General features: G+C 67.6%; 27 protein-coding genes. 4 read left to right on the top strand and 23 right to left on the bottom strand.

Features of this window, described 5'->3' with window-relative positions:
* Positions 1–123: 123 nt before the first annotated feature.
* From truB to EJO69_RS00240, 6 genes are all read right to left on the bottom strand, one after another.
* Positions 124–1041: a tRNA pseudouridine(55) synthase TruB gene (truB, locus tag EJO69_RS00265; RefSeq protein WP_126037652.1), complete on the bottom strand. Its 918-nt coding sequence runs from the start codon at positions 1039–1041 to the stop codon at positions 124–126.
* Entirely contained in the window at positions 1038–1469 is a 432-nt protein-coding gene (rbfA, locus tag EJO69_RS00260; protein WP_126037649.1) for a 30S ribosome-binding factor RbfA, read from the bottom strand. Before rbfA ends, truB begins: the two co-directional genes overlap by 4 nt.
* A 54-nt stretch (positions 1470–1523) precedes the next feature.
* On the bottom strand, positions 1524–4373 hold the full coding sequence (infB, locus tag EJO69_RS00255) for a translation initiation factor IF-2 (protein WP_126037646.1): 2850 nt from the start codon (positions 4371–4373) through the stop codon (positions 1524–1526).
* Between the two features lie 118 nt (positions 4374–4491).
* Positions 4492–4770, bottom strand: coding sequence for a YlxR family protein (locus tag EJO69_RS00250; RefSeq protein ID WP_126037643.1), 279 nt, complete (start codon positions 4768–4770; stop codon positions 4492–4494).
* Between the two features lie 83 nt (positions 4771–4853).
* A complete protein-coding gene (gene nusA, locus EJO69_RS00245) occupies positions 4854–5939 on the bottom strand; it encodes a transcription termination factor NusA (RefSeq protein ID WP_126037640.1) in 1086 nt (361 codons plus the stop codon).
* Positions 5940–5947: 8 nt separating this feature from the next.
* The gene (locus EJO69_RS00240) at positions 5948–6397 is read right to left on the bottom strand and encodes a ribosome maturation factor RimP (RefSeq protein ID WP_126037637.1); all 450 of its coding nucleotides are present in this window, start codon (positions 6395–6397) and stop codon (positions 5948–5950) included.
* Positions 6398–6515: 118 nt separating this feature from the next.
* Between EJO69_RS00240 and EJO69_RS00235 the strand changes: the two genes are divergently transcribed.
* Positions 6516–7448 (top strand): hypothetical protein, encoded by a 933-nt coding sequence (locus EJO69_RS00235; RefSeq protein ID WP_126037635.1) that lies wholly within the window; start codon positions 6516–6518, stop codon positions 7446–7448.
* A 222-nt stretch (positions 7449–7670) separates the two neighbouring features.
* On the opposite strand, the gene EJO69_RS00230 is transcribed toward EJO69_RS00235, so the two are convergent.
* Genes EJO69_RS00230 through dctP form a run of 4 tightly spaced genes read right to left on the bottom strand, consistent with a single transcriptional unit; the run spans position 7671 to position 11351 of the window.
* Positions 7671–8330: an RraA family protein gene (locus tag EJO69_RS00230; RefSeq protein WP_126037632.1), complete on the bottom strand. Its 660-nt coding sequence runs from the start codon at positions 8328–8330 to the stop codon at positions 7671–7673.
* Between the two features lie 8 nt (positions 8331–8338).
* On the bottom strand, positions 8339–9688 hold the full coding sequence (locus EJO69_RS00225) for a TRAP transporter large permease (protein WP_126037629.1): 1350 nt from the start codon (positions 9686–9688) through the stop codon (positions 8339–8341).
* A complete protein-coding gene (locus tag EJO69_RS00220) occupies positions 9685–10278 on the bottom strand; it encodes a TRAP transporter small permease subunit (RefSeq protein ID WP_126037626.1) in 594 nt (197 codons plus the stop codon). Before EJO69_RS00220 ends, EJO69_RS00225 begins: the two co-directional genes overlap by 4 nt.
* Entirely contained in the window at positions 10275–11351 is a 1077-nt protein-coding gene (gene dctP, locus EJO69_RS00215; RefSeq protein WP_126037623.1) for a TRAP transporter substrate-binding protein DctP, read from the bottom strand. Before dctP ends, EJO69_RS00220 begins: the two co-directional genes overlap by 4 nt.
* A gap of 158 nt (positions 11352–11509) precedes the next feature.
* Between dctP and EJO69_RS00210 the strand changes: the two genes are divergently transcribed.
* The gene (locus tag EJO69_RS00210) at positions 11510–12496 is read left to right on the top strand and encodes an IS481 family transposase (RefSeq protein WP_126037620.1); all 987 of its coding nucleotides are present in this window, start codon (positions 11510–11512) and stop codon (positions 12494–12496) included.
* Here the strand turns inward: EJO69_RS00210 and EJO69_RS00205 are convergent.
* Both EJO69_RS00205 and EJO69_RS00200 read right to left on the bottom strand, forming a co-directional pair.
* On the bottom strand, positions 12467–13249 hold the full coding sequence (locus EJO69_RS00205) for a carbon-nitrogen hydrolase family protein (RefSeq protein WP_126037617.1): 783 nt from the start codon (positions 13247–13249) through the stop codon (positions 12467–12469). The genes EJO69_RS00210 and EJO69_RS00205 overlap by 30 nt on opposite strands.
* Complete coding sequence (locus EJO69_RS00200; protein ID WP_126037614.1) at positions 13246–13992, bottom strand: HpcH/HpaI aldolase family protein; 747 nt, start codon at positions 13990–13992, stop codon at positions 13246–13248. Before EJO69_RS00200 ends, EJO69_RS00205 begins: the two co-directional genes overlap by 4 nt.
* Before the next feature lie 104 nt (positions 13993–14096).
* On the opposite strand from EJO69_RS00200, the gene EJO69_RS00195 reads away from it, so the two are divergent.
* Positions 14097–14768: a GntR family transcriptional regulator gene (locus tag EJO69_RS00195; protein WP_126037612.1), complete on the top strand. Its 672-nt coding sequence runs from the start codon at positions 14097–14099 to the stop codon at positions 14766–14768.
* A gap of 69 nt (positions 14769–14837) precedes the next feature.
* Here the strand turns inward: EJO69_RS00195 and EJO69_RS00190 are convergent, their stop codons facing one another.
* The 11 genes from EJO69_RS00190 to pyrH all read right to left on the bottom strand — a co-directional run bounded on the left by EJO69_RS00190 (position 14838) and on the right by pyrH (position 25803).
* Positions 14838–16637: a proline--tRNA ligase gene (locus EJO69_RS00190; RefSeq protein ID WP_126042230.1), complete on the bottom strand. Its 1800-nt coding sequence runs from the start codon at positions 16635–16637 to the stop codon at positions 14838–14840.
* Positions 16638–16675: 38 nt separating this feature from the next.
* The gene (locus EJO69_RS00185) at positions 16676–17518 is read right to left on the bottom strand and encodes a GNAT family N-acetyltransferase (RefSeq protein ID WP_126037609.1); all 843 of its coding nucleotides are present in this window, start codon (positions 17516–17518) and stop codon (positions 16676–16678) included.
* Complete coding sequence (ispG, locus tag EJO69_RS00180) at positions 17518–18654, bottom strand: flavodoxin-dependent (E)-4-hydroxy-3-methylbut-2-enyl-diphosphate synthase (RefSeq protein WP_126042229.1); 1137 nt, start codon at positions 18652–18654, stop codon at positions 17518–17520. The genes EJO69_RS00185 and ispG overlap by 1 nt, the downstream gene beginning before the upstream one ends.
* 163 nt (positions 18655–18817) lie before the next feature.
* Positions 18818–19159: a YciI family protein gene (locus tag EJO69_RS00175; RefSeq protein ID WP_126037606.1), complete on the bottom strand. Its 342-nt coding sequence runs from the start codon at positions 19157–19159 to the stop codon at positions 18818–18820.
* A 183-nt stretch (positions 19160–19342) separates the two neighbouring features.
* Positions 19343–20641: a M50 family metallopeptidase gene (locus EJO69_RS00170; RefSeq protein WP_164519802.1), complete on the bottom strand. Its 1299-nt coding sequence runs from the start codon at positions 20639–20641 to the stop codon at positions 19343–19345.
* On the bottom strand, positions 20638–21822 hold the full coding sequence (gene dxr / locus EJO69_RS00165) for a 1-deoxy-D-xylulose-5-phosphate reductoisomerase (protein ID WP_126037601.1): 1185 nt from the start codon (positions 21820–21822) through the stop codon (positions 20638–20640). Before dxr ends, EJO69_RS00170 begins: the two co-directional genes overlap by 4 nt.
* Positions 21819–22367, bottom strand: coding sequence for a DivIVA domain-containing protein (locus EJO69_RS00160; RefSeq protein ID WP_164519801.1), 549 nt, complete (start codon positions 22365–22367; stop codon positions 21819–21821). The genes dxr and EJO69_RS00160 overlap by 4 nt, the downstream gene beginning before the upstream one ends.
* On the bottom strand, positions 22367–23509 hold the full coding sequence (rlmN, locus tag EJO69_RS00155; protein WP_126042227.1) for a dual-specificity RNA methyltransferase RlmN: 1143 nt from the start codon (positions 23507–23509) through the stop codon (positions 22367–22369). The genes EJO69_RS00160 and rlmN overlap by 1 nt, the downstream gene beginning before the upstream one ends.
* An 83-nt stretch (positions 23510–23592) precedes the next feature.
* Complete coding sequence (locus EJO69_RS00150) at positions 23593–24471, bottom strand: phosphatidate cytidylyltransferase (protein ID WP_245993680.1); 879 nt, start codon at positions 24469–24471, stop codon at positions 23593–23595.
* Position 24472: 1 nt separating this feature from the next.
* Positions 24473–25030 (bottom strand): ribosome recycling factor, encoded by a 558-nt coding sequence (gene frr, locus EJO69_RS00145; protein ID WP_126037594.1) that lies wholly within the window; start codon positions 25028–25030, stop codon positions 24473–24475.
* Complete coding sequence (gene pyrH / locus EJO69_RS00140) at positions 25027–25803, bottom strand: UMP kinase (protein WP_126037591.1); 777 nt, start codon at positions 25801–25803, stop codon at positions 25027–25029. The genes frr and pyrH overlap by 4 nt, the downstream gene beginning before the upstream one ends.
* Before the next feature lie 226 nt (positions 25804–26029).
* Here pyrH and EJO69_RS00135 point away from each other — a divergent pair, with 226 nt between their 5' ends.
* Complete coding sequence (locus EJO69_RS00135; protein ID WP_126037588.1) at positions 26030–26482, top strand: GNAT family N-acetyltransferase; 453 nt, start codon at positions 26030–26032, stop codon at positions 26480–26482.
* Positions 26483–26489 lie beyond the last annotated feature (7 nt).

The following is a 26489-nucleotide window of genomic DNA, read 5'->3' as shown; positions in this document are numbered from 1 at the left end:
GTGTGCGATGGCTGGGCCTCCATTGTGCACAGCACGACCGGCGCCGTGGGCGGGTTGAACAGCCGAATGGTCGGTCCGGGACTCCCTGCGCCTGACGGCGCAGGGAGTCTCACGGTACGAGGGTCAGGCGCTGGGGGCAGCGAATACGACGGCAGGGCCGACCTGGTTGCCGCGCCTCCGGCCGATGGCGACGAGCACGTCGCCGCGGATGAGTGCAACCGGGTACGCGGATGCCTCGATGTCGATGAACTGCCCGAATCGGAGCGCCTGCTCCTGCTCTGCCGTGATGTCGACGGTTGCCATCGCGCGCCGCGCAGCCTCGACCATGGGGATGACGGGCAGCGGCTCGCTGAGGACGACGTCGGCGAGCTCATCGAGCGAGCGGGCCTCCGCCTCGTGGAAGCCGCCCACCCGGGTGCGGCGCAGGGCGGTGATGTGGCCGATGGATCCGAGCGCCTGCCCCGTCTGGCGGGCGAGGGCGCGGATGTAGGTGCCGGACGAGCAGGTGACGGCGACATCGAAGTCGGCCAGTCCGTCGGTGCGGACGATGGGGGACGTGCGGACCAGTCGATCGATCGTCACGTCGACGGCCTTGAGCTCGACCGTCTCCCCTGCCCGAGCCAGGTCGCAGGCACGCCTGCCATCGATCTTCTTCGCCGAATAGGCAGAGGGCACCTGAGAGATCTGCCCCGTCAGCGATACAAGCGCGGCGTCGATCTCCTCATCGCTCGCCTCGATACCGGGGGTCGAGAGGATCTCACCCTCGGCGTCCTCGGTTGCCGTCTCCTGGCCGAGACGGAAGGTCGACTCGTAGTCCTTGTCGGCCCCCGAGAGGTAGGTGAGGAGCTTCGTGCCCGCCCCGATGCCGAGGACGAGGACTCCGGTTGCCGCAGGGTCGAGAGTTCCGGCGTGCCCGACCTTCTTCGTCTGGGCGAGACGACGGACCGCCGCCACCACATCGTGGGATGTGACGGCGGCGGGCTTGTCGATGACGATGATCCCCGACTCGGCGGGGAACATCCCGCGAGGAACGTCGATCATTCGTCGTCGGTCGCGGGCTTCTTGTACGGATCCGGGTCACCCGCCGGTGCGGCGGTTTCACGGATCCGGGCGAGCTCCGAGTCGCGCATGCGCGCGGCCACGAGAGCATCCTCGATCGACTGTGCCGTGACCGGCAGGGCGTCGGCCATGAACGAGATCGTCGGGGTGAGGCGCAGCCCGAGCTGCTTGCCCACCTCGGACCGGATCATGCCCTTGGCGGATTCGAGGGCAGCTCCTGAGGAGCGAAGCTCCTCCTCGCTGCCGAGGACGGTATAGAAGATCGTGGCGCTCTGCAGGTCACCGGTGACGCGGACGTCGGTGACGGTGACCATGCCGAGGCGCGGGTCCTTGAGCCTGCGGTCGATCATGACGGCCACAATCTCTTGGATGCGATCGGCTACCTTGCGGGCGCGAGGGCTTTCAGACATGTGTCTTTCCTGTTCCCCGCCAGGGGGGCCCCGAGGGGCCCCACCTGCCGGCTGCTAGTCGCGGGGCTTCTCCCGCATCTCGAATGTCTCGATGATGTCGCCCTCGGCGATGTCCTTGTGGCCGAGCGTGATACCGCACTCGAAGCCTTCGCGGACCTCCGTGACGTCGTCCTTCTCGCGGCGGAGAGAGACGATCTCGAGGTTGGGGGTGACGACGACCCCGTTGCGCACCAGGCGGGCATTCGTGCCGCGCTTGATGACACCGGACAGGACCATCGAACCGGCGATGTTGCCGAACTTGCCGGAGCGGAAGATCTGGCGGATCTCCGCGCGGCCGAGCTCGACCTCTTCGTAGATCGGCTTGAGCATGCCCTTGAGAGCCGCCTCGACATCGTCGATCGCGTCGTAGATGACGGAGTAGAACTTCATCTCGACACCCTCGGCATCGGCGTAGTCGGCGACACGTTCCGCAGGGCGGACGTTGAAGCCGATGATGACGGCCGAGTCGACCGTTGCGAGGTTGACGTCGTTCTGCGTGATCGCACCGACGCCGCGGTGGATGATGTTGAGCGCGACCTCTTCCGAGACCTCGAGCTCGAGCAGGGACGATTCGAGCGCCTCGACGGTGCCCGAGGAGTCGCCCTTGATGATGAGGTTGAGCGTCTCGACCTGGCCGGCGCGCAGTGCCTCATTGAAGTCCTCGAGCGACATGCGCTTGCGGCGCTTCGCGAGCGTCGCGGCACGCCTGGCGGCCTCACGCTTGTCGGCGATCTGGCGTGCCTGCCTCGAGTCCTCCGCCACAAGGAGGCTGTCGCCTGCGCTCGGGACGGACTGGAGTCCGAGAACCTGGACGGGGAAGGACGGGCCCGCCTCGTCCACGGGCAGACCGTGATCGTCGAACAGCGCTCGCACCGTGCCGTGGGCGGAGCCCGCGACGATGGCGTCGCCGACACGGAGGGTGCCGGACTCGATGAGCGCGGTGATGACCGAGCCGCGGCCCGGATCGAGCTTCGCCTCAATGGCGACGCCGCGCGCGGCCTTGTTCGGGTTCGCCGTCAGCTCGAGAGCCGCGTCGGCGGTCAGGAGGACCGCCTCGAGAAGCTCATCGATGTTGATGCGCTGCTTGGCGGAGACGTCGACGAACATCGTGTCGCCGCCGTACTCCTCGGCGACAAGACCGTACTCGGTGAGCTGACCGCGGACCTTGTCCGGGGAGGCTCCCTCGACGTCGATCTTGTTGACCGCGACGACGATCGGGACACCGGCCGCCTGGGCGTGGTTGAGCGCCTCGATCGTCTGGGGCATGACACCGTCATTCGCCGCGACGACGAGGATCGCGATATCGGTGACCTCGGCGCCGCGGGCACGCATCTGCGTGAACGCCTCGTGACCCGGGGTATCGATGAACGTGATCGCACGGTCCTGACCGTCATGCTCGACCGTCACCTGGTAGGCGCCGATGCGCTGGGTGATGCCGCCGGCCTCCGCGCCCGCCACGTCGTCGCTCCTGATCGCGTCGAGGAGCTTCGTCTTGCCGTGGTCGACGTGGCCCATGACCGTGACGACCGGGGGACGCGCCACCAGATCGTCTTCGCCCTCGGCGGCCTCTTCGGCCTCGAGGTCGATGTTGAAGGCCTCGAGGATCTCGCGATCCTCATCCTCAACCGACCGGATCTGGATGTCGTAGCCGAGTTCAGCACCGAGCAGCTGGAACGTATCCTCATCGAGCGACTGGTTCGCGGTCACCATCTCTCCCATGGAGAACATGACCGTCACCAGCGCCGCGGGGTCGACGTTGATCTTCTCGGCGAAGTCCGCAAGAGACGCACCTGCACGAACACGGATCACGGTCGAGCCGTCGCCGCGGGGAACGCGGACGCCGCCGACCATGGGTGCATGCTGCTGCTCGTACTCTTGACGCTTCGCGCGCTTCGACTTGCGGCCACGACCTGCACGGCCGCCGCCGCGACCGAATGCGCCGGCGGTGCCGCCGCGCATGGGACGGCCGCCCCTGCCGGGTGCGCCGCCTCCTGCAGCCGCTCCGGGTGCGCCGGTGCCGGGGCCACGGGTCTGACCCGGGCGGGCTCCGCCGCGACCGCCGCGACCGCCGGCCTTGGGCTGGGCGAGCGCGGACTGGTTGGGCATCATGGCCGGCGAGGGGCGGGGACCGCCCTTGGCGCCGCCGGGACGGGGACGCGCTGCGCCCTGACCCTCGGTCTTCTTGCCGCCGCCGGGGCGGGGCATGCCCTGGTTGGGCGCGAACGGGTTGTTGCCGGGGCGGGGACCGCCCTTGCCGCCGCCGGGGCGGGGCATGCCCTGGTTGGGCGCGAACGGGTTGTTGCCGGGGCGGGGACCGCCCTTGCCGCCGGTGCGCTGGCCCTGGCCGCGGGCTCCGCCGGGCTTCGGGCCGGGCTTGGGTGCGGGCGGGCCGGGCTTCGCCGACGACGCCGGGGTGGGCTTGGGTGCCTCGGGCTTCGGGGCCTCCTGCGCCGGCGCCTCAGGCTTTGCCTCGGCTGCGGGCGTCTCGGGGGCGGCCGGCTTCGGGGCGACGGGCGCCTCGGGTGCGGCCGGCTTCGGAGCCTCCGCGGCGGGTGCCTCGGGCTTCGGAGTCGGCTTGGGGCCCGGCTTCGGGGCCTGCGGCGACGCAGGCTTCGCGGAAGCGGGCTTATCGGCCTTGGGGCCGGGCTTCGGGGCAGGGCGCGCCGGGGCGTCGGCCTGCTGGGTTGTCTTTGCCGTCGACTTCGTCAGCGCAGCGAAATGCTCGCGGGCCCGGCGTTCGACCGGGGGCTCGAGGGTCGACGATGCCGACTTGACGAATTCACCGGCCTCCGACAGGTATGCGAGGACCTCTTTGCTCTGGATCCCGAACTCTTTGGCGAGTTGGTGGACGCGGACTTTTGCCACATTTCTCCTTCTTGTGGGGTCCGCGCAGGTGCGACAGACCCGTTACTGCTGGCAGCTCATCGCTGGGTACTCATCGGGCGCCCATCGGCTTCCTACCCGCTTTCTTCGTCGCTTCTTGTCACCCGGCTCCGGTTGAGCCGTGGTCGAACCAGGATTCGAGATCCGAGGTGTCCGTGATCGCGGTGCGCAGATGACGGGAACAGGCTCGGGACCTGATCGCAAGGTCCAGGCAGTCGCGGCGACGATGCAGCCACGCGCCTCGCCCCGGGAGAACTCCATCAGGATCGACGACAGCGGAATGCTGACGTGCGACCAGGCGGACCAGGGCGGACCGTGGTTCGCGCTTCCGGCAGCCGATGCATGTGCGCTGAGGCGTATGTGTCAACACGTCATCCATCTGCTAGGCGGCGCAAACCACCCAACAGTCTATCAACTCTCGCCCCGATGCCAACAGTAAGTGGCACCGGGGTGGGTGATCTCTCAGTCCTCGAGCTCGTCCTGATCGTCGCTCTCGTCCGACTCGGCCTCAAGGGCGGCGCGCTCGGCGGCCCGCTGCGCGGCAAGCACCTCGGCCTCGGCGCGGGCGGCGGCGATCTCAGACTCCTTGCGGATATCGATCGACCAGCCGGTCAGCTTCGCGGCGAGCCGGACATTCTGAGCCTCCTTGCCGATCGCGAGTGAGGCCTGGTCGTCAGGGACGACGGCGCGGGACTGCCGGTTATCCATGCTGAGGATGTCGACATGGGTGACGCGGGCGGGCGAGAGCGACGCGGCGATGAAGGCGGCCGGGTCATCGTCATAGTCGACGATGTCGATCTTCTCTCCCCCGAGCTCCTCCATGACCGCGCGGACGCGCTGACCATTGTGGCCGATGCAGGCACCCTTGGCGTTGATCGATTCATCCGAGCTCCACACGGCGAGCTTCGTCCGGTGGCCGGCCTCACGGGCGAGCGCGACGATCTCGACGTCGCCGCCCTCGATCTCCGGGACCTCCTGCTCGAAGAGGCGGCGCACGAAGTCCGGGTGGGTACGCGACAGCCGGACCGTGGCGCCCCGCTGCCCGACTGAGACGTCGAGGACGTAGGCACGGATCCGATCGCCGTGGCGGAAGCGCTCGGTCGGGACCTGCTCGTCCCTCCGAAGGAGAGCCTCGTGCTCGCCGACGCTGACGAAGACGTCGTCCGGGTTGGTCCGGGGCGGGTTCGCCTGGACGACGCCGGACACGACTGTGCCCTGGCGGCCCTTGAACGAACCGAGGACGCGGTCCGCCTCCGCATCGCGCAGGCGCTGGGCGATGATGCTGCGGGCCGTTGAGGTGGCAATGCGGCCGAAGTCGTTCGGGGTGTCGTCGAACTCGCCGACGGGAGCGCCGTCGTCATCGAGCTCCATGGCCCACACGGTGGCCTTGCCGGTCTCGCGGTCGAGCTCGACGCGGGCCTGGCCGATTGCGCCGGGGACCCGGTGGTAGGCGTGGAGGAGCGCGTCCTCGATCGCTCCCACGAGAACGTCGACACTGATTCCGAGCTCGGCCTCGACGATCCGCAGCTCGCTCATCTGAATATCCACAGGTGCTCCTATAGTTCGACGTCCATGCGGGCGCGGATCACGTCGGAGAGTGCAATCTCCTGATCCGCCCCGCCGATGCTGAGGGTCAGTCTATCCGGTTCGACAGATTCGAGCCGTCCGGAAACCTCCCCCTCGGCAGTGGTGATGACGACCTTCCTGCCCTGCGCGCGACGGAAGTGGCGCGACTCGCTGAGCTCACGCGTCGCACCCGGAGTCGACACCTCGAGCACATACTGGCCCGCCGGCGCATCGGGGCTCTCGTCGAGGAACTGGGATACGTCGCGCGAGACCGCCGCGATCTGATCGGAATCCACTCCGCCCGGCCCGTCCTCAAGATCGACGGTCACGCGCAGGAGCGTGCGCCTGCCCGCGGGCTTCAGCTCAACCTTCTCCAGGTAAAGGCCTGCTCCGGCGACGACACTCGCCAGCGATTCTTGGAGTCTCTCCACGTCATTCATGAGGACCAGAGTACCTGGCGGCCCGGCGGCCGGCCGACATCGACCGGCACCGACCTGGTGCTCATAGAGGCCGTGACGCCGACCAGGGGCGGTCAGAGCCCTGTGGCACTATGGTGGCATGACTCGTCGCGCCGGACTCTCGACCCCCGTCTTCCTCCTCTCCGCAGCGATTGGCACCGCCATCTTCATCCTCGCCATGCTCGTCGCCGGTGTGCGGATCGACTCGGGCCCGACCCTTCCGGCGCCGCCGAGCGCCGCCGAGCAGGCACGCCAGAACGCCGCCTCCGCCTATGCGCTCGTCGCCGAGGCGGCGGAGGGCGACAGCGCCGAGCTTGCTCGCCTCGCACGGAGCCACGAGGAGGCGATCGGCGGCGTCTGGGTCCCGTGGCCCGAGGGCGCTCCCGACGGTGCCACGAACCCCCCGCCCCCGGCGTCGGACACCGACGATGTGACGGTCCTTCTCGATCGGGCGATCGGCGCCACCGTCGACGCGCTGGAGGCTGCCCCGCCCGCTGATGTTCCGCTCTACGCCTCGATCCTCATTCGCCAGCAGGCCGCACTCGACGAGGCGGCACCTGCCACCCAGGACAGTGATGCCGACGAGTCCGCCGACAAGGCGCCCGGCGCCGCCGGCCTGACGGCAGACACCCTCTCCCCCGGGCAGGTGGCCGAGCTCGCGTCCGGGCAGACCCTCATCGAGATCGATGCGGCACGGCAGTGGCTGGAGGCCGCAGCGCCCCACCTCGACTCGGCGGACACTGCCCTCACCCGCATCGCCGCCTTCGACGACTACACCTCCGCCATCCTCCAGTCCGGGACAGCCGACGTCCGCCGGGCATTCGCGCCGCTCCCCGACTGGTTTCTCAACCAGCCCTCCCCAGAGACGGCCCAGCGGCTCGAGGAGGAGGCCTACCTTCTCGTCGCCTCGGAGCTCTTCACGTACATTCCCACGCCCGACCGCGCCCTCGACCTCCAGATCGCGGCGACCGCATTCGAGTTCATTGCGCGATCCGACCTTCCCGACTTCCCGCTGCTGGAGGAGACTGCCTGAGCGGCACCGCTGGAGAGCGTGGCCTCATCGCCCCAGAGCGCAATCCCATCACCGCACCACCCCGCCGATACGGAGCGCGTCGCTGCGACATCGATGCGCATCCGACCGCCCAACGGCTCCTCCACGCAGGGGTGGACGCAGAGGCACCTCCCGAAAATAAGCCGCCTCCCGAGAAGGGCGGGGGCGGCTGTCGCCGCCCCCGCCCTCGCTCATGTCAGGCCCTCAGGCCCGCTTCGCGTCGAAGGCCGCCCTCGCCCCTGAGAACTCGGCGATGGAACCGCCTGCCGCGATGCTGTCGCGCGCCGGTCCTTCCGCCTCCTCCTTCGATGCCAGGAGGGCCCCGAGGCCGACGGCCTCGTGCGGCTGGAGGAACGCCACCCCATCGGAGTCGGCGAAGACGACATCACCGGGACGGACGACGACCCCGCACACCGCGATCGGCACGTTGATCGCGCCCTCGATGCCGAGGATGCGGGTGGTGATGGGGCTGAAACCGCGGGAGTAGACCGGGAAGTCGTACTCGAGGGTCTCGTCGTAGTCGTTGATCGAGCCGTCGATGACGGCCCCGACGGCGCCCCGCGCCTTGGCGGTGAAGGAGACGAGCCCGCCGAAGGCCGAGCGCTCCGTGTCCCCGCTGTGGTCGACGACGAGGACGTCGCCGGGGCGCAGCAGGTCGGTGGCGACATGGACCGCCGTCGAGTCAAGGTGGGGGATGCGGACGGTGACTGCCGTTCCGATGAACTTCACCGGCCTGCGGTTGGGAATGAGGCCCTTGGCGAAGCCGTCGTCGCGCAGGTGGCCGAGGGTCGAGACGCACACTCCCTGCAGCTCGTCGACCAGGACCGGGTCGATCTGGTCGGGCATGGGATTCTGGATGAACATGGGGCTCCTCAGCTGGTTCCGGAGAGGTTGGGGATGAAGGTGACGATGTCGGGCACGAGGATGAGAATTGTGACGACGACGAGGTCGGCGAGGATGAACGGAATGACGCCGCGGAAGGCTGTCCCGAGGCTCGCCTCCTTGACGGTTCCCGAGTAGACGAACACGTTCATGCCGACCGGCGGGGTGATGAGCGCCATCTCCGCGACCTTGACGATGATGACGCCGAGCCAGATCGCGTCGAAGCCGTACCCGGTGAGGATCGGGTGGAGCAGCGGGGCCGCGATGAGGATCATCGAGATCCCGTCGAGGAACATACCGAGCGGGAGCAGGATGAGCAGGCACAGGACGAGCACGAGATAGGGAGCCAGATCGGCCGAGATCACCGCGTTGACGAGTGCCGTCGATGCTCCTGAGAGGGCGAGGAAGTACGTGAACACTCCCGCACCCGCGAGGAGGAGGAACGTCATCGACGTGATCCCGATCGCCTCGACGAGGGACTCCTTGACGGCTGTGAACAGGTGGCTGAGTCGCGTTCGGATGATGAGGATGATGAGCGCCGCGAGCGCACCGAAGGACGCCGCCTCCGTCGGCGTGGCAATACCCATGTAGATCGTGCCGATCGAGACGAGGAAGATGACGGCGAGGAAGGCCCCGCCCATCCAGTCCATGCTGATCCCCCGCGCCTCATCCGCGGCGGCGCGTTCGCGCTCGCGCAGCGAGTCGGCGGTGCCCTCAGTCCGTCGTCGGGCGACGACGACGAGCAGCATGATCGTCGCGCCGTAGGCGAGGATCGTCAGCAGACCCGGTCCGATTCCCGCGAGCAGGAGCTGACCGATCGATTCCTCCGTGACGACTCCGTAGAGGACGAGGACGATCGAGGGAGGGATGAGGACGCCGAGCGTGCCGCCTGCTGCGACGACGCCGGCGGCGAGCCTGATGCTGTGACCCGCCTTGACGATCGCGTCGGTTGAGATCCGGGCGAGCGTCGCAACGGTCGCGACGGAGGAGCCGGTGACGGCGGCGAAGAGGCCCGAGCCGGACAGCGAGGCGAGGGCGGCCCCGCCCGGCAGCCGTCTCATGAGGCGAGCCGCGATGTCGAAGCCGGCCTGTGCGAGTCCGGCCTTGACGGCGAAGACGCCCATAAGGATGAAGAGGGGAATGATGACGAGGGAGTAATCGGCCGAGGATGAGAAGGGCGAGTTCGAGCCCGTCGAGATCGCCGCGCTCGTCGAGCGGAGCATGACGACGCCGACGAGTCCCGCGATCATGAGCGACAGTCCCACGTGGAGACGAATCGCAAGGAGGACGAGGAAGGTGAGAAGGACGGTGATGAGTGCACCGATTGCCGCGCCGGTCATCGTCTGCTCCCCTCGTCGTCGTCGGAGACGACGGTGTGGCTGATGTGCTCGGCCTCCACCTGGGCCTGGTGGACGATGATCGATTCATCGCCCAGCCTCTTGCCCTCGCGCATGTCGAGGAACTCGTTGATCGCGTTCCACACGGCGACGATGAAGAAGAGGATGAAGGAGACGAGGAGGACGGACTTGACCGGCCATGTGGCGAGGCGGAGGATTCCGTTCGTTGTCTCGGCGCGGTCGAAGGCGGATGTCACGGTGCCCCACATGCCCCAGGACAGGACGAGTCCGATGAGGGCGAGGATGATGCCCCGCACGAGCGCGAGAGCGGTGCGCACCCGGTCACCCAGGTGCATCTCCACCAGGTCGACGGAGACGTGCCTGCCGTCGATCTCGGCGGCCGCGAGGCCGAGGAAGGCGACGGCGACAAGGGCGAGGGTGGCGATATCGACCGCGCCGAGGATCGACTCGCTGCGGATGCTGCGGCCGGCGACATCGGCGACCGTGAGGAAGATGAGGAAGAGGAGGAGTGCTCCGGCGATGAAGACGAATGTCTGCGCGATGACCCGCAGCGGGCTGGGTATGGTTCTCACAGTGTTCCCTCCATGCAGGCGACGAGCGGATCCTGGAAGTCGGACTTCGACTCCTCATCGGTGACGATGGCTCGATAGTCCTCGAGCACCGAGCGGGCATCGTAGCCCCGCTCGTTATAGCGGGCGACCCACTCGTCTGCGACGGTCTGGCGTCCGCTCCACTCCTCGACGGCCGCGTCGGGGAAGGAGGAGAACTCCGTGCCGGCTGCGGTGAGCTCCTCGCACGCGAGCCTGCCGGCCGTCTCCATCTCCTCGAGTCCGAACTGGATTCCCTTCGTCGAGGCCTCGTCGAGCGCCTCCTGGTACTCGACCGGCATCGACTGGTAGAGGTCCTCGTTGATGACGACGATCGAGCTGGAGTAGGCGCCGATCCCCGGGTCGACGACGTAGGGGCTGGCCTTCGTCAGGCCGAAGGCGGGGAGGTTGGCGATGGCGAGCGCGGTGTAGCCGTCGACGATCCCGCGCTCCATCGACTCGTAGATATCCGTCGCGGTCATGGCGACCGGGTTGACGCCGGAGGTGAGGAGCACCTCGGAGGCGAGGCCGCCGGATCGGATGGACCGGCCCGCCAGATCACTCGGGTCCTCGGCCGGCTCCATGAGGCCCAGAAGGATTGTGCCGAGCGGGAGCGGGAAGAGGAGTCGGACGCCCTGCCGGTCGAAGTCCTCCCGGTAGACGGGGCTCTCCTCGTAGAGGCGCACGATCGAGTTCATGTGCGCCTCGGGGTTGCTCGTCTCGAAGGGGAGCTCGATGACGGTGAACATCGATAGATCGGAGGCCGCGTAGATCGACCCGACCTGGGCCAGATCGGCGCGGCCGTCGAGGGTCGCCTGGACCGCCTCGTCGGCGCCGACGAGGCTCTGGGAGTAGTGGAAGACGACGGTGACCCCACCGTCGGTCAGCCGCTCGACCTCCTCGGCCCATCGCTGGACGGAGATCGACTGATCCGAGGTCGAGCTCGAGTACGTCGTGTAGTGGAGGACGAAGTCGCTGCCGTCCTCGGAGCAGGCCGCCGTCGTGCCCAGTGCGAGGCCGAGCGCGAGCACAGCGCCGTATTTCTTCCTACCGATCATCGAGAACCCCCACCCTGTAGCGGCGCAGGGCTAGCTGTACTGACCGGACAGGTTGGTTGAGGCAGTGCGATGACACGCGCTGACTTGTGACGTGAAGAGAGGGCCTTCCGCGATTGAGTGGGAGTTGCGAAACCAGCACTCCGAGGAAGGCCCTCCGTATGTCCCACGCTAATGCAGCCCTGACCCCTCGCGCCCGTTTGACCGTCGCCCGGCTCGTCGTCGACCAGCAGGTGCCGATTGCCGAGGTCGCGGCTCGGTTCCAATGCTCCTGGCCGACGGTCAAACGCTGGGCCGACCGCTACAGGTCTGGTGAGTCCATGCAGGACCGTTCCTCACGCCCGAAGACCTCGCCCCACCAGACCCCGTTGAAGATCAGAAGACGAATCGTGAGCCTGCGGCTGCGGCTACGGGAAGGACCGGTCCAGCTGGCCGTCCGGGTCGGGCTGGCACCCTCGACCGTTCATCAGATCCTGCGCCACTGCCGACTGAACAGACTCGCTCACGTAGACCGCGCCACCGGGGAGCCGGTGCGCCGCTATGAACACCCCCACCCCGGCTCGATGATTCACGTCGATGTGAAAAAGCTCGGCAACATCCCCGACGGCGGCGGCTGGCGCTTCGTCGGTCGCCAACAGGGAGGCCGCAACCGCATAGCAACGCCGGACAAGGCCCGCAACCACCACCACAACCCGAAGATGGGCCACGCCTTCGTCCACACCGTCATCGATGACTACTCTCGCGTCGCCTACGCCGAAGTCCACAATGATGAAACCGCTCTCACTGCCGTCGGGGTGTTGGAGCGGGCCACAGCCTGGTTCAACACCCGAGGCGTCACCGTCGAAAGAGTGCTCTCCGACAACGGTCCGGCCTACCGCTCGATATTATGGCGCGAAACCTGCGCCAGGCTGAAGATCACAGCAAAACGGACCCGCCCGTACCGACCCCAGACCAACGGGAAGATCGAGCGCTTCCACCGCACCCTTGCAGACGGGTGGGGCTACGCCCGCTGCTACACCTCAGAAACCGAGCGACGAGACGCCCTACCAGGATGGCTGCATCACTATAATCATCACCGACCCCACACAGCCTGCGACAGGCTCGCCCCAATCACCCGCTTAACCAACCTCCCCGGACAGTACAGCTAGCGCAGGGTTGGTCGTCCGCACGGCATCGAGGCGCTCCTGGGAGACGTCGGCGATGCCGAGGCCGACGATCTCGCCGACCTGGGCGAGCGCGATCCCCATGGGATCGATGATGGCGCTGTTGCCGGCGCCGGTCGGGGCGCACTGGTCAGCCGCGAGCACATAGACCGTGTTCTCGATGGCGCGGGCCCGGATCAGCGTATTCCAGTGGTACTCCTTGAGCGGCCCGGGCACCCACTCCGCGGGCAGGGCAATGATCGTGGCCCCCGCGTCGACGAGCATGCGCGAGACCTCGGGGAACCGCAGGTCGTAGCACGTCTGCATGCCGACCGTGAAGCCGTCGACGTCGAATGTGTCGCCATTGCCGGGCTCGGCGGCGATGACACGATCCGACTCCCGGTAGCCGAAGGCGTCGTAGAGGTGGACCTTGCGGTAGACCGCCCTGATCTCACCGGCATCGATGCCGACGAGGGTGTTGTGGATCCGGTCGACTGTCGCCGCCTCGTTGATGCCGGCGACGAGGGCGAGGCCGAGCTCCGCGGACAGCTCCCGCAGGCGGGTGACGGCGGGACCATCGAGGTCCTCCGCCGAGTCGACGAACCGCTGGTCCATGGCCGGCACGGTGTAGATGGCGTACTCCGGCAGGACGGCGAGACGGACGCCGCGCTTCGCTGCGTCGCGCAGCAGCGCCTCAATGGTGTCGAGGTTGGCAGCCTTGTCGTCGGTCGGGTTGTACTGCAGGACAGCGGTGATCATCGGGGATTCCTTTCAGCGATGGCCTTGAAGCTGGTGAGGGTCGAGGTGAAGCCGGTGAGGATGGCTCCGTACTGCATGGCGAGGACGATGGTCGAGGCGCCCTCCTCGTAGGCGAGCTCCTGCTCCGCCTCGCTCCACGCCGGAAGCAGCCAGGGCTTGCCGGCGGCGTTCGCTGCGCGGGCCAGGGTCCGGATATCGTCGAGGTCCGCCTCGGTCACGGAATAGGCGCCGCGCCCGCGGCGCAGACTGAGGTCGGAGGGGCCGATGAAGATTCCATCGACACAGTCGAGCGCGAGGATCGCGTCGACCTCATCGAACGCTCCCGCATCCTCGATCATCGGGTAGCAGCGCGTCTGCGAATCCTGGCGCGCCACCCACGCATCGTCGAAGCCCCGGTAGTTCGAGGTGCGGCCGCCGGCGAAGCTCCGGTCGCCGTGCGGCGGAAACTTCGCGTACGCGCACACCTCCCGCGCATGCTCCGCAGACTCGATGTGCGGGATCGCCACGGCGTCGGCTCCGAAATCCAGCGCCTGCTGGATGGGCCCACGCTCGGGGCCGAGGACTTTGACGATCGCAGTCATCCCCCGTCCTCGGATCTGGGGGATGATCCAGTCAAGGGCGGCGAGATCGAATAATCCGTGCTCGACGTCGAGCACGACTGTGTCGTAGCCTGCCAGTTCTGCCATATCGACGGCGGCGGTCGACGGCTCTGACAACCACACGCTCACTGAGGGGAACGTCATTGCTCTCCTTTCAGCCGGACTGGTGTTGTCCGGACCACATTGTGTAGACGTAATGTATACAAGACATGTACACAATGTAAAGCGGATCGCATACACTCTTCTCCATGACCAGACAGACGCGCGATGCGACACCTGACCCTCGCCCGGCATCCGCGAGCGCACGCGCGTACGAGTGGATCAGCACCGCGATCCTCACAGGGGTGTTCCACGAGGGTCAGTTCCTCGACGAGGTCGAGCTGTCCCACGCGGTGGGCACGTCCCGCACCCCGGTCCGCGAGGCGCTTCACCGGCTGCAGGCCGAGCGGTTCATCGACATCCTCCCCCGCCGCGGCGCCCAGGTCCGCACCATCTCAGCCCGCGAACTCCACGAGGTCTACGCGACGAGATTCGTTATCGAATCCCATGCCTTCGAGGAGATCATCGCCCACCGCAAGACCCTCCCCGAGGCGGCCACGACGGTCGCAGACGAGCTGTTCACCGCGGGCCAGAAGAGGAGCTGGTATGACGTCGCGCAGTGCGACCAGCGGCTGCACTCCCTCCTCGTCGCCCACGCCGGCAACCAGGTGATGAGCGAACTCTACGATTCGCTCCAGCCGAGACAGGTCCGGCTCGCGGTGCGCACGATCTCGACGGCCCCCGAGCGCCTCTCGACCATCCATTCCGAGCACCTCGATATCATCAGGCACCTGAACGCGGGCGATCTGACGGCCGCGGTCATCACTCTGCGACAGCACCTCGATCGGATCCCCTCCCTCATGAGGACGTTCAGCGAGTAGCGCCGCACGGCCAATGATGGAGGGCCCGGATCGATCCGGGCCCTCCATCATTCATCTCATCGCCTGAGGCTATTCCCCGTGCGCGGCCAGGTCGGCGCGAAGCACGTCGACGAGCGTGCTGACCGCCTCACCGACCGGCACCTCCTGGGCCTCGCCGGTCGCCCGGGTGCGGATCTCAACCGTGCCATCGGCGAGCCCGCGGCCGACAACGAGGCCGTGCGGGATGCCGAGCAGCTCGTAGTCCTTGAACTTGACGCCGGCCGAGACCTTCGGACGATCGTCGTAGATGACCTCGAAACCAGCTGCGGTCAGCTCCGCAGCAAGACGCTCGGCCGTCTCGAAGATCTCTGCGCCCTTGCCCGTGGCGAGCACATGGACCTGCGCGGGCGCCACGTTGATCGGCCACGCCAGGCCGAGATCATCGTGGTAGGTCTCCGCGAGCGCGGCGAGGATGCGGGAGACGCCGATGCCGTAGGAGCCCATGGTGACGACACGGGCCTTGCCGTTCTCGTCGAGGACGGTCAGGCCGAGGTTCTCGGCGTACTTGCGGCCGAGCTGGAAGATGTGGCCGAGCTCGATGCCACGGGCCAGCTCGAGCGGGCCCGATCCATCGGGGGCCGGGTCGCCGTCGCGGATCTCGACCGCCTCGATGGTGCCATCGGCCTCGAAGTCGCGGCCGTAGACGAGGTTGAAGACGTGCTTCTGCTCGGCGTTCGCGCCGGTGATCCACGCGGAGCCGCGGGCGACGCGGGGGTCGAGCAGGTAGCGCACCGATCCGGAGATCGTGCCGTCCTCGTCCGTCACGCGGTTCGGGGAGTTGGGGCCGATCGCGGTGGGGCCGATGTAGCCGGGAACGAGCTCGGGGTGCTTCTCCAGGTCCTCCGGGGTGGCCACCTCGACCTCAGCCGGGGAGACGGCCGCCTCAACGCGCTTGAGGTCGACGTCGCGATCGCCGGGGACGCCGATGACGAGGACCTCGCGCTCACCATCGGGATGGTTGATGGCGACAACAACGTTCTTCAGCGTGTCCTTCGCGCCCCACGGCTCGTCCCTGGGGCGCAGCTGGTTCGCGACGGCGACGAGGGTGTCAATCGTCGTCGAGTCCGGGGTGTCGAGGATCTCCGCGGGCGGGACGTCCGAGTGATCGATGTCCTGCGCCTGCGGGGTCGTCACGGCCTCCGCGTTCGCGGCGTAGCCCGATGCGGCGCGGACGAACGTGTCCTCGCCGATGGCGGTGGGGTGGAGGAACTCCTCCGACCGCGATCCGCCCATGGCACCGGACATGGCGGAGCAGATGACGTACTCGAGGCCGAGCCGGTTGAAGATCTTCTCGTAGCTGTCCCGCATCGTCTGGTACTGCGCATCAAGACCCGCGTCCTCGACGTCGAAGGAATAGGCGTCCTTCATGACGAACTCGCGGCCGCGGATGAGGCCGGCGCGGGGCCGCGCCTCGTCGCGGTACTTCGTCTGGATCTGGTAGAGCATGAGCGGCAGGTCCTTGTACGACGAGTACAGGTCCTTGACGAGGAGGGTGAACATCTCCTCGTGGGTGGGCGCAAGCAGGTAGTCGTTCTCGCGGCGGTCCTTGAGGCGGAACAGGTTCGGGCCGTACTCGGTCCACCTGTTCGTCTGCTCATATGGCTCGCGGGGCAGGAGCGCAGGGAAGTGCACCTCTTGGGCGCCCGTCGCGTCCATCTCCTCCCGGACGATCTGCTCGACCTTACGGAGAACTTTGAGACCGAGCGGCAGCCAGGTGTAGATGCCGGGGGCTGCCCGGCGGATGTAGCCGGCGCGCACCAACAGCTGGTGGGAGGGGACCTCAGCGTCTGCCGGGTTCTCCCGCAGGGTCCGGACAAAGAGTTTCGACATTTTCAGCACGGGGCAAGCTTACCCAAGGGCAGGCCGATTCAGAGAAGAACGGTCGCGAACTCGCCCACGCGGTGGAAGCCGACTCGGTCATAGACCCGCAGGGCGGCATGGTTGTAGGAGTTGACGTAGAGGGAGACCGTCGGAGCGATCGTGGCCCGGACCTGCTCGACCACCGCCGCCATCGCCCCGCTCGCGATCCCCTGGCCACGAAGATCGGGCGCCGTCCACACGCCCTGGATCTGCGCGACTCCGTGCCACAGCGCACCGATGTCGGCCTTGAACTCGACCCGTTCCGCACCGTCGGGGCCAATCCCCGTCCGAAGGAACGTGTGGCCATTGCGACACAGCTCATAGACCCGGGAGATGTAGCCGGGCCCGTAGGCGGTCGGGTCGTAGCCGACCTCCTCGGTGAACATCGCGACCGCGGCCGGGGAGACGATTCCCGCATCCTCGAGCCGGGCCGGGCGCACCCGCGGGTCCGCTTCGACGAGGAGGTCACCGGCGACGAGGGAGGGCTGGCTGGCCCGCACCTCGGCCACGCCCCATTCTGGACGGAGGGCCTCCCACAGGTCGAGGACCTCCTCGGATCGCCCGACAATCGAGGAGCACTCCCGCGGCCGGGACAGCGCGTATTCCGCGTACAGCTGGCGATCGGCATGGCTGGTGCCGACGGGCACCATGTTCGCCCCGTACCAGACCGCGGATTGGAGTGATCCGCCCTCGATGATGCCGAGCATGCGGGACAGCCCGAGCCCCATCGTGTCCACGTGGACGGCCGCGAGGATCGACGATACCGGGTCCTCGAGGAAGAGCTCCCGCACTGCGGTGCGGCTGCGGCCGGAGAGCCTCGTCACACGGCGGCCCGGGGACGGCCAGAACATCAGACGATGACGTCCGGCGTGACGCCCTCCGCGGCTTCGAGTCCCATCTCCTCCGCAACGAGCCGTGCCCGGGTGATGAGGGCCTCGACGATCTCGGACTCGGGTACGGTGTCGACGACCTTGCCCTTGACGAAGATCTGGCCCTTGCCATTGCCGGAGGCGACGCCGATATCGGCCTCACGGGCCTCGCCGGGACCGTTGACGACGCAGCCCATGACCGCGACGCGGAGGGGGAAGGTCACATCCTTGAGGCCCTCGGTCACCCGCTCGGCCAGGTCGTAGACGTCGACCTGGGCGCGGCCGCAGGACGGGCAGGAGACGATCTCGAGCTGCTTGGGGCGCAGGCCGAGCGAGCGGAGGATCTGCTCGCCGACCTTGATCTCCTCAACCGGGGGCGCGGAGAGGGAGACGCGGATCGTGTCCCCGATGCCCTGCGAGAGGAGCGCGCCGAAGGCGACGGCAGACTTGATCGTGCCCTGGAAGGCCGGGCCCGCCTCGGTCACGCCGAGGTGGAGCGGCCAGTCGCCCGCCTCCGACAGAAGCTGGTAGGCCTTGACCATGACGACGGGATCGTGATGCTTGACAGAGATCGCGAAGTCGTAGAAGCCGGCCTCTTCAAAGAGCCTCGCCTCCATGACAGCCGATTCGACCATCGCCTCGGGTGTCGCCTTGCCGTACTTTTTGAGCAGGCGCGGGTCGAGAGAGCCGGCGTTGACGCCGATCCTCATGGCCGTGCCGTTCGCGTTCGCGGCGGTGGCGATCTCCGGGATCTGGTCGTCGAACCTCTTGATGTTACCCGGGTTGACGCGCACGCCCATGCCGGCCTCGATGGCGGCGAAGACATAGCGGGGCTGGAAGTGGATGTCGGCCACGACGGGGATCGTCGACTGCTGAGCGATGACCTTGAGGGCCGCCGCATCCTTGTCCGTCGGGCAGGCCACGCGGACGATGTCGCAGCCGGAGGCGGTGAGCTCGGCGATCTGCTGCAGCGTCGCGCCGATATCCCACGTCTTCGTCGTCGTCATCGACTGCACGGTGATCGGAGCATCCCCGCCCACATACACGTCACCCACTTTGATCTTGCGGGTTTTCCTGCGGGGTGCGATCACCTCCGGCATCTCACGAACACCGGGCATTCCAAGCGAAATCGGTTCAGTCACATGCCCATTATGACACTGCGCCGGCCGACTTTCGCCCCCCTTGCTCTCACCTGTCAGCGAATGGACAATGTGCCGGGTCCCGCGCAGATGCTCGGGAGCCGTGGCTGGCGGACTGTCCGCGATGCTGGAGTCGTGTCGACTACGCCTGCGGGTCGTCGTGGAAGACGCGCAGCTCCTGCGGGCACCGGCACGCCTTGGCGATCCGTGCCGCCCAGGACAGCGCCTCCTCGAACGTGGGGGCATCGATGATGGCGTACCCGCCCTCGATGTTCGCCGTCTCCGGGTAGGTGCCCCGGGTGACCGCACGATCCTCTTCGACGAGGACCGGCGGGAAAGACTCATCGATCGCACCGCCGAAGACCCAGACACCTGCTCTCTTGGCGTCGAGGACGACGGCATGGGAATCGACTGCGGCCGCCTCCAGGTCTTCGCCGAGTCCGGCCATGGCACTGCTGGGGAATGAGATGAGGAACTTCGGCATGATGGCACTCCTCCCTGATGCGGGCTGGAGCGCTGCCGCCGGCCCGATCTGTGTGCCAGACTCTAGTCGCCTCGGCGGCTCCGGGGAAGACCGGACAGCGCGCACGTCTCCCATCCCAGCCCTCCCCCTCAGATAGGCACTCACAGCCAGACGCGCGTCAACGACACTGGGGGCGAGTCTGGATCAGTAGATGCTGACGGGGTTGAAGATGTCGACGACGATGAGGATGACGGTCATGAGGATGAAGGCGACGGCGACGCCATAGCTCAGCGGCATGAGCCGCGCCGTGTCCGCCGGCCCCGGATCGGGCCTGCCGCGCAGTTTCGCCCACCGCCTCCGCGCGCCCTCGTAGAGCGCTCCGGTGATGTGGCCGCCGTCGAGGGGCAGCAGTGGAAGCATGTTGAACGCGAAGAGCGAGATGTTGAGGGCGATGAGGAGATTGATGAGGTCGGCTGACTTCTCGATCGCCGAGTAGCCCTCGATCTCGGCGCCGGTGATCTGGCCGGCGACCTGGGCGACGCCGATGATGCCGACGATCGACGTCTGGTCGCGCTCCTGGCCCGTGACAAAGTCCGACGTGAGGTTCCACAGGTGGACGGGCAGGCGGACGACGACGCCCGCGACCTGGGTGAGCATGCTCCCCACATAGCCGGGCACCTCGACGATGGACTGGCGCTCGAGACCAACCGCGGGTGCGATGCCGACGTAGGGCATGACCTGGGTGAGCGTCGTCCCGTCCTCGACGACGATCTGACCGTCGTCACCGACGACGGGACGCTCGACCATGACCGGCGTGATCGTCAGAGACTGCCGGGAACCATCCCGCTCGATGACGACCTCGGTCGGCTCGGCTCGACCCCCCGCAATCGCCTGCTGAACGTCCTCCCAATCCTCGGTGGGCACACCTCCCCACGAGATGATCTCGTCCCCATCTCGCAGGCCGCCCTGCTCCGCTGGGGTGGCCGGGTCGTCGGTTCCGCACTGGCCGGATGTGCTGACACAGTCGGGGATCGCCCCCACCTGCGCGAGGAAGGCGGGCGCGCCGATGCCGACGAGGAGAACGGTGGCCAGGATGAGGGCGAGAAGCAGATTGACGAACGGACCGCCGAACATGACGGTGAGCTTCTTCGGGGCGGACAGCCGATAGAAGGCGCGGTCCTCCTCCCCCGGCTCGATCTGCTGGGCGGAGACCTGCCGTGCCTCCTCCGCGAGGGTGAGCTGGCCCTTCCGATTGACGAGCCTGGCGCCCTCACGTGCGGGCGGATACATGCCGCTCAGCTGGACGAACCCGCCGAGCGGTACAGCCTTGACGCCGTACTCGGTGCCTCGAAACATGCGGGAGAACAGGGTCGGACCGAAGCCGATGAAGTACTTCGGGACCTTGACGCGGAACGCCTTCGCCGGGAGAAGGTGCCCGAGCTCGTGAAGAGCGATGGCGACGATGATGCCGACGATGAGGACGACGAGTCCTGTCAGGCTCACCGCGCCAACTCCCGCGCCCGGCCACGGGCCCACGCCTCGGCGGCGCCGACCTCCTCGAGCGTGATCGCGCTCGGCGACTCGTACTCGTCGAGCACCCGCGCGACGAGATCATCCATGGCGAGGTAACCGAGAGAGCCGCCCAGGAACGCGGCCACCGCCTCCTCGTTGGCCGCGTTGAGCACGGCGGGATGGAGCGGGCCGGCCTCGAGGGCGGACTTCGCCAGCTCAAGGGCCGGGAACGTCTCGTGATCGACGGGCTCGAACGTCCAGGCGACCGGGCTGTCCCAGGCGCAGGGCGCGGCGACACCGGCGAGGCGCTCCGGCCATGTCAGCCCGAGCGCGATCGGCAGCCGCATATCGGGCGGCGAGGCCTGGGCAAGCGTCGAGCCGTCGACGAACTCGACCATCGAGTGGAGGACGGACTGGGGGTGGACGACGGGCACGATGTCGGCGGGGGGAATGTCGAAGAGGAGGGACGCCTCGATGAGCTCGAGGCCCTTGTTCATGAGCGTCGATGAGTTGATCGTGACGACTGGTCCCATCGCCCACGTCGGATGATCAAGCGCCTGCGCGGGAGTGACCGACTCGAGCTCGGCACGCCTCCTGCCGCGGAACGGCCCGCCGGAGGCGGTGAGGATGAGCCTGCAGACCTCGCTCCTGCCGGTGACGATCGGGGAGGTGAGACCCTTCTCGTGACGCCCGCCGAGCAGCGCCTGCGCGATCGCGGAGTGCTCGGAATCGACCGGGACGATCTGTCCGGGCCGAACCATCGCGTCGCGGACCAGGGTGCCGCCTGCGACCATCGACTCCTTATTGGCGAGCGCGAGCGTCGCGCCCGACTCGAGCGCCGCGAGCGTCGCCGGCAGGCCGATGGAGCCCGTGATGCCGTTGAGGACGGTGCCGTCCGGCGCCATCCGGGCGATCTGCTCGTTGGCCTGAGGCCCGGAGATGATCTGGGGGCTGATGCCGCGGGCGGTCAGTTCGGCCTGGAGGGCATCGACCCTGCTCTCATCGGCAATCCCCACGACAGGGACGGCGAACTCGGCCGCCTGCTCGGCAAGGAGTGCGAGATTCCCGCCGCCGGCGGACAGGCCCGCCACGGTGAAGCCACCACGACGCGCGACGTCGAGTGCCTGGGTCCCGATCGATCCGGTGGATCCGAGGATGACGATGGTGCTCATTCGACCGCCTGGAGGACAGAGATGGCGCGGTCGAGGTAGACGTCGACCACGGCGGGGTCATAGGAGCGCGACCTGCTCTTCAGCGTGAAGGAGGCGGCGACGATCTCGTCGGAGATGAGCTCTGCGCTGCCGTCGAAGTACCTGGCGAGCCGGTCGAGCAGGTCGTCAACCTCGGTTCTGGAATACCCGCGGCCGCGTGCCGGGGGACGGAAGCGCTCGCCGCGCGGCCGGCCGAGCCTCAGATAGAGGGTCGCGGCCGAGGTGTAGGCCCGCTCCAGCCACGCATCCGTGCCCTCGCGCGAGACGACGCTCGCGCGTTCGCGCTGCCAGCAGGCGCGCTCGAGCCGCTCGAGCGCCTGATCGACCTCGACGACGCGGTATCCGCCGCGCACGAGGGGGAAGGCGACCGTGCGGATCCGCTCGGCCTCGAGCTCCTGCGGGAGGTCCTCCTCCTGATAGAGGACCTTCGCATTCGCGAAGTAGTCGTCGACATCCTCCGTGCGGTAGCCGCGCTGCAGGCTGCCGCTCCTCGTGAAGGCTGCCACTACGCCCGACCCTTCTGAGCGACGAGCTCCGCCGCGAGCTGCCCGCAGGCGCCGTCGATGTCGGAGCCGCGGGTGTCCCGGATCGTCGTCTGGATCCCATTGTCGATCAGAGTGCGGACGAAGGTGTCCTGCGCGCGCCTGGTCGACGACGTCCAGATCGAGCCCGGGGTCGGGTTGAGCGGGATCGGGTTGACGTGGGCCCAGCCCCGCCCGCGGCGGTTGAGCTCATCCGCGAGCCTCTGGGCGCGCCACTCGTGGTCGTTCATGTCCTTGATGAGGGCGTACTCGATCGAGACGCGCCTGCCCGTCTTCGTGAAATAGGTCCGGGCCGCATCGAGCAGCTGGCCGACCTTGAAGCGTGAGTTGATGGGGATGAGCTCGTCGCGCAGCTCGTCGTCCGGGGCATGGAGGGACACGGCAAGCGTAACCGGCAGGCCGAGATCGCCGAGCTTCTCGATGCCGGGGACGAGGCCGACAGTCGACACGGTCACGCCACGCGCGGACATCCCGAAACCCGCGGGCGCGGGGTCGCAGATCCGATGGAGCGATTCGAAGACCGCCTTGAAGTTGACGAGCGGCTCCCCCATGCCCATGAAGACGATGTTCGTGAGCTTGACCGGTTCACCGAGGTCGCCGCGCTCGCACGCGAGGTGTGCCTGCCGGATCTGCTCGATGATCTCGGCGGTCGAGAGGTTGCGGGTGAAGCCCTGCTGGCCCGTCGCGCAGAAGGGACATGCCATCCCGCATCCAGCCTGCGAGGACACGCAGAGCGTCGCTCGGTCGGGGTAGCGCATGAGGACCGATTCAACCATGGCGCCATCGAACAGCCGCCACAGCGACTTGATGGTCGCCCCGCCATCCGCGGTCAGGTCACGCACCTTCTCCAGCAGCGGCGGGAAGAGCGTCTCGCCGAGCCGGTCGCGGTCCGCGGCGGGCAGATCCGTCATCGTCGCCGTGTCGGCGTTGCGATGGACGAAGTACTGCCTGGCCATCTGGTCCATCCGAAATCCGGGGATCTCGAGCTCGGCCGCCAGCTCGGTGCGCTGGCCGACCGACAGGTCGGCGAAGTGGCGGGGCGGCTTACCGCGCCGCTGGGCGGTGAAGGTGAGGACAGGGCGGGGGCCCGATTCGACGGCGGGCATGACCTGGCGGGGTTTTGAGTTGCTCACCGGATCAGTCTCTCAAATGAGGCGTGGAGTTCACACCCTCACCTGTACGCGATAGGTCACGTCGTGGCGGCGAGAATGAGGATGTAGACGACGGGCGCGCACACGAGGATTGAGTCGACCCGGTCGAGCACTCCGCCGTGACCGGGGAAGATCGACCCCATGTCCTTGACTCCCAGATCCCGCTTGAGGAGCGACTCCGACAGGTCGCCAGCCGTACCCGCGATCGTGCAGGAGGCGCCGAGAACGATGCCCCACCACCAGGGGATGTCGAGCGCGAAGGCGGCGAGCACGATTCCGGCCGCGACGGCGAGAAGGATCGATCCGCCGAAGCCCTCCCACGACTTCTTCGGCGAGATCGTCGGCGCCATCGGATGCCTGCCGAGCAGGATGCCGGCAATATACCCACCCGTGTCGGAGGCGACGGGCAGGAGGACGAAGGTGATGACCGCCCATGCCCCGTTCTCCATCTCCGCGAGCAGGAGGGCGAACCCGCCGAGCAGCCCGATCCAGGACAGGGCGAAGATCGAGGCCGCCGCGTCACGGGCCGCCCACTGTCCGCCCGCCCGATATCGCCAGCCGATGACGAGCAGGGCTCCGTAGAAGAACGACAGAAGCAGGCCGATGTCGCCACCGAGCCACGTTGAGATGATGATGGCGCCGGCGGCCAGCCACAGGGGGCCGATCGGGATGTAGAAGCCGCGGGTTGAGAACGCTCCGGCGGCCTCCCAGAGGCCGATCGCCATGAATGCGGCGACGACGAGGACGAACAGGTCGATCCACACGAAGAGAGAGAGCCCGACAACGGCGAGCAGTCCAAGTGCGGTCGCGATGGCGGCGGGCAGATTCCTGCCCGCCTTCGAGTCGGAGGGTGCCGGTGGTGTGGGAGGTCTCGGTGCGAGCCTCCCCAACCACGAATCACCCTGAGCCGTCTCCACGTCAGACCTCGAGGAGGTCCTTCTCCTTGGCCTCGAGCAGCTGATCGACGAGATCCGTGTGGCGCTTCGTCACAGCCTCGAGCTCCTTCTCGGCGCGCTCGACCTCGTCCTCGCCCGCCTCGCCGTCCTTCTTGATGCGGTCGAGCTCATCCTTCGCCTTGCGGCGCACCGAGCGGATGGAGATGCGGGCATCCTCCGCCTTCGTGCGGGCCAGCTTGACGTAGTCGCGGCGGCGCTCCTCGGTCAGCGGAGGCAGGTTGATGCGGAGGAACTGGCCGTCATCGGTCGGGTTCACTCCGAGATCGGACTCGCGCAGGGCTCGGTCGATCGCCTGGATCGCGCTGCGATCGTAGGGGGAGATCGTCACCGTCCGCGCCTCGGGAACGGCGACGGACGCGAGCTGCTGCAGCGGTGTCGGCGCGCCGTAGTAGTCCACGAGGATCTGGTTGAACATGCCGGCGTTGGCGCGGCCGGAGCGGATGTGGCTGAAGTCGTTCTGCGCGACTTCGATGGCGCGCTCCATCTTCTCTTCTGCCTCAAGCAGTGTCTCGTCGATCATGAGTTGTCCTGTTCTGGTGTTGTTGCGACGACGGTACCGATCTTCTCACCGAGAAGAGCGCGGGTGACGGCACCGTCGTCACCCATGCCGAAGACCCGCATATTCATATTGTTGTCCATGCACATGGAGAATGCCGCGGCATCCACGACCCGCAGATTGTGCGTCAGCGCATCCTGGTACGTGACGAAGTCAAGACGCGTGGCGGTGGGATCCACCCTCGGATCCGCCGTGTAGACGCCATCGACTCCGTTCTTGCCCACGAGAATCTCGTCGCAGCGCAGCTCGAGCGCGCGCTGTGCAGAGACCGTGTCGGTCGAGAAGTAGGGCATGCCCGCGCCGGCGCCGAAGATGACGACGCGGCCCTTCTCGAGATGGCGGATGGCGCGAAGGGGAATGTACGGCTCCGCGACCTGGGTCATGTGGATCGCCGTCTGCACGCGGCTCGGCACTCCGGCGTGCTCGAGGAAGTCCTGAAGGGCGACGGCGTTGATGACCGTGCCGAGCATGCCCATGTAGTCGGCTCGCGCCCTGTCCATACCGGCGTTCTGGAGCTCGACGCCGCGGAAGAAGTTGCCGCCGCCGACGACGATGGCCACCTGGACGCCCCTGTCGACGGCCTCCTTGATCTCGGCTGCGACGCGGCTGAGGATCTGCACGTCGAGTCCGACCGCGCCCCCGCCGAACATCTCGCCCGAGAGCTTGAGCAGGACCCGCCGAGTCTGGTCCCTGTTATAGTCGCCGAGCACCGGCCCCGGGTCTGCTGTCTTCGACATGATGTCCCTCCCGCTAGCATGAATCCGCGCTCCAGCCTATCGGACTCGATGCCCCCGCGTCGCCCCCGACGACCGCCGGGGACCTCACATCGTCCCCTGCGAGTGCCGTTGATCATGCCAGGTCGTTGTTTATGCGAGCCCCGGACGTCGATGACCCACCGACGCTCAACTCATGCTCGACCCAACAACAGTGGCAGACTAAGGGGATACGACTGGAAGGACGATCATGCCCGTAGAACTTGTCAAGACCGCAACGCCGGAGATCATCGACGCGATCAACGAGCTGCTGCCCCAGCTCTCCTCCTCGGCGACTGCCCTGACGGATGAGCAGGTGGAGGACCTCCTCCGCCAGGAGGGCGTGTTCCTGTTCGCGTTCCGAACGGCAGAATCCGCGCCCGTCACCGGCATGCTCACGCTCGCGACCTTCACGATCCCGACGGGCCTGCGGGCCTGGATCGAGGATGTCGTGGTCTCCGAGGCCGCACGCGGCAATGGCGCCGGACGCGCACTGGTCGATGAGGCCGTTGCCTACGCCGAACACCTGGGCGCCAAGTCAGTCGACCTAACCTCCCGGCCGAACCGTGAGGCCGCGAACCGCCTCTACGTGCGCTGCGGCTTCGAGAAGCGCGAGACCAACGTCTATCGGTATAAGGCGAGCCAGGTCGTCGACTCGATCTGAACCGAGT

This window comes from Flaviflexus salsibiostraticola, assembly GCF_003952265.1.
Lineage (GTDB): Bacteria > Actinomycetota > Actinomycetes > Actinomycetales > Actinomycetaceae > Flaviflexus > Flaviflexus salsibiostraticola.
This window is presented reverse-complemented; position numbering and strand designations above follow the sequence as displayed.

Excerpts from the sequence above, each read along its gene's own strand:
- truB (WP_126037652.1), bottom strand. The coding sequence starts at position 1,041 with ATGATCGACGTTCCTCGCGGGATGTTCCCCGCCGAGTCGGGGATCATC.
- rbfA (WP_126037649.1), bottom strand. The coding sequence starts at position 1,469 with ATGTCTGAAAGCCCTCGCGCCCGCAAGGTAGCCGATCGCATCCAAGAG.
- EJO69_RS00250 (WP_126037643.1), bottom strand. The coding sequence starts at position 4,770 with ATGGATGACGTGTTGACACATACGCCTCAGCGCACATGCATCGGCTGC.
- EJO69_RS00240 (WP_126037637.1), bottom strand. The coding sequence starts at position 6,397 with ATGAATGACGTGGAGAGACTCCAAGAATCGCTGGCGAGTGTCGTCGCC.
- EJO69_RS00235 (WP_126037635.1), top strand. The coding sequence starts at position 6,516 with ATGACTCGTCGCGCCGGACTCTCGACCCCCGTCTTCCTCCTCTCCGCA.
- EJO69_RS00230 (WP_126037632.1), bottom strand. The coding sequence starts at position 8,330 with ATGTTCATCCAGAATCCCATGCCCGACCAGATCGACCCGGTCCTGGTC.
- EJO69_RS00225 (WP_126037629.1), bottom strand. The coding sequence starts at position 9,688 with ATGACCGGCGCGGCAATCGGTGCACTCATCACCGTCCTTCTCACCTTC.
- dctP (WP_126037623.1), bottom strand. The coding sequence starts at position 11,351 with ATGATCGGTAGGAAGAAATACGGCGCTGTGCTCGCGCTCGGCCTCGCA.
- EJO69_RS00210 (WP_126037620.1), top strand. The coding sequence starts at position 11,510 with ATGTCCCACGCTAATGCAGCCCTGACCCCTCGCGCCCGTTTGACCGTC.
- EJO69_RS00205 (WP_126037617.1), bottom strand. The coding sequence starts at position 13,249 with ATGATCACCGCTGTCCTGCAGTACAACCCGACCGACGACAAGGCTGCC.
- EJO69_RS00200 (WP_126037614.1), bottom strand. The coding sequence starts at position 13,992 with ATGACGTTCCCCTCAGTGAGCGTGTGGTTGTCAGAGCCGTCGACCGCC.
- EJO69_RS00195 (WP_126037612.1), top strand. The coding sequence starts at position 14,097 with ATGACCAGACAGACGCGCGATGCGACACCTGACCCTCGCCCGGCATCC.
- EJO69_RS00190 (WP_126042230.1), bottom strand. The coding sequence starts at position 16,637 with ATGTCGAAACTCTTTGTCCGGACCCTGCGGGAGAACCCGGCAGACGCT.
- EJO69_RS00185 (WP_126037609.1), bottom strand. The coding sequence starts at position 17,518 with ATGTTCTGGCCGTCCCCGGGCCGCCGTGTGACGAGGCTCTCCGGCCGC.
- ispG (WP_126042229.1), bottom strand. The coding sequence starts at position 18,654 with ATGCCCGGTGTTCGTGAGATGCCGGAGGTGATCGCACCCCGCAGGAAA.
- EJO69_RS00175 (WP_126037606.1), bottom strand. The coding sequence starts at position 19,159 with ATGCCGAAGTTCCTCATCTCATTCCCCAGCAGTGCCATGGCCGGACTC.
- dxr (WP_126037601.1), bottom strand. The coding sequence starts at position 21,822 with ATGAGCACCATCGTCATCCTCGGATCCACCGGATCGATCGGGACCCAG.
- rlmN (WP_126042227.1), bottom strand. The coding sequence starts at position 23,509 with ATGCCCGCCGTCGAATCGGGCCCCCGCCCTGTCCTCACCTTCACCGCC.
- frr (WP_126037594.1), bottom strand. The coding sequence starts at position 25,030 with ATGATCGACGAGACACTGCTTGAGGCAGAAGAGAAGATGGAGCGCGCC.
- pyrH (WP_126037591.1), bottom strand. The coding sequence starts at position 25,803 with ATGTCGAAGACAGCAGACCCGGGGCCGGTGCTCGGCGACTATAACAGG.
- EJO69_RS00135 (WP_126037588.1), top strand. The coding sequence starts at position 26,030 with ATGCCCGTAGAACTTGTCAAGACCGCAACGCCGGAGATCATCGACGCG.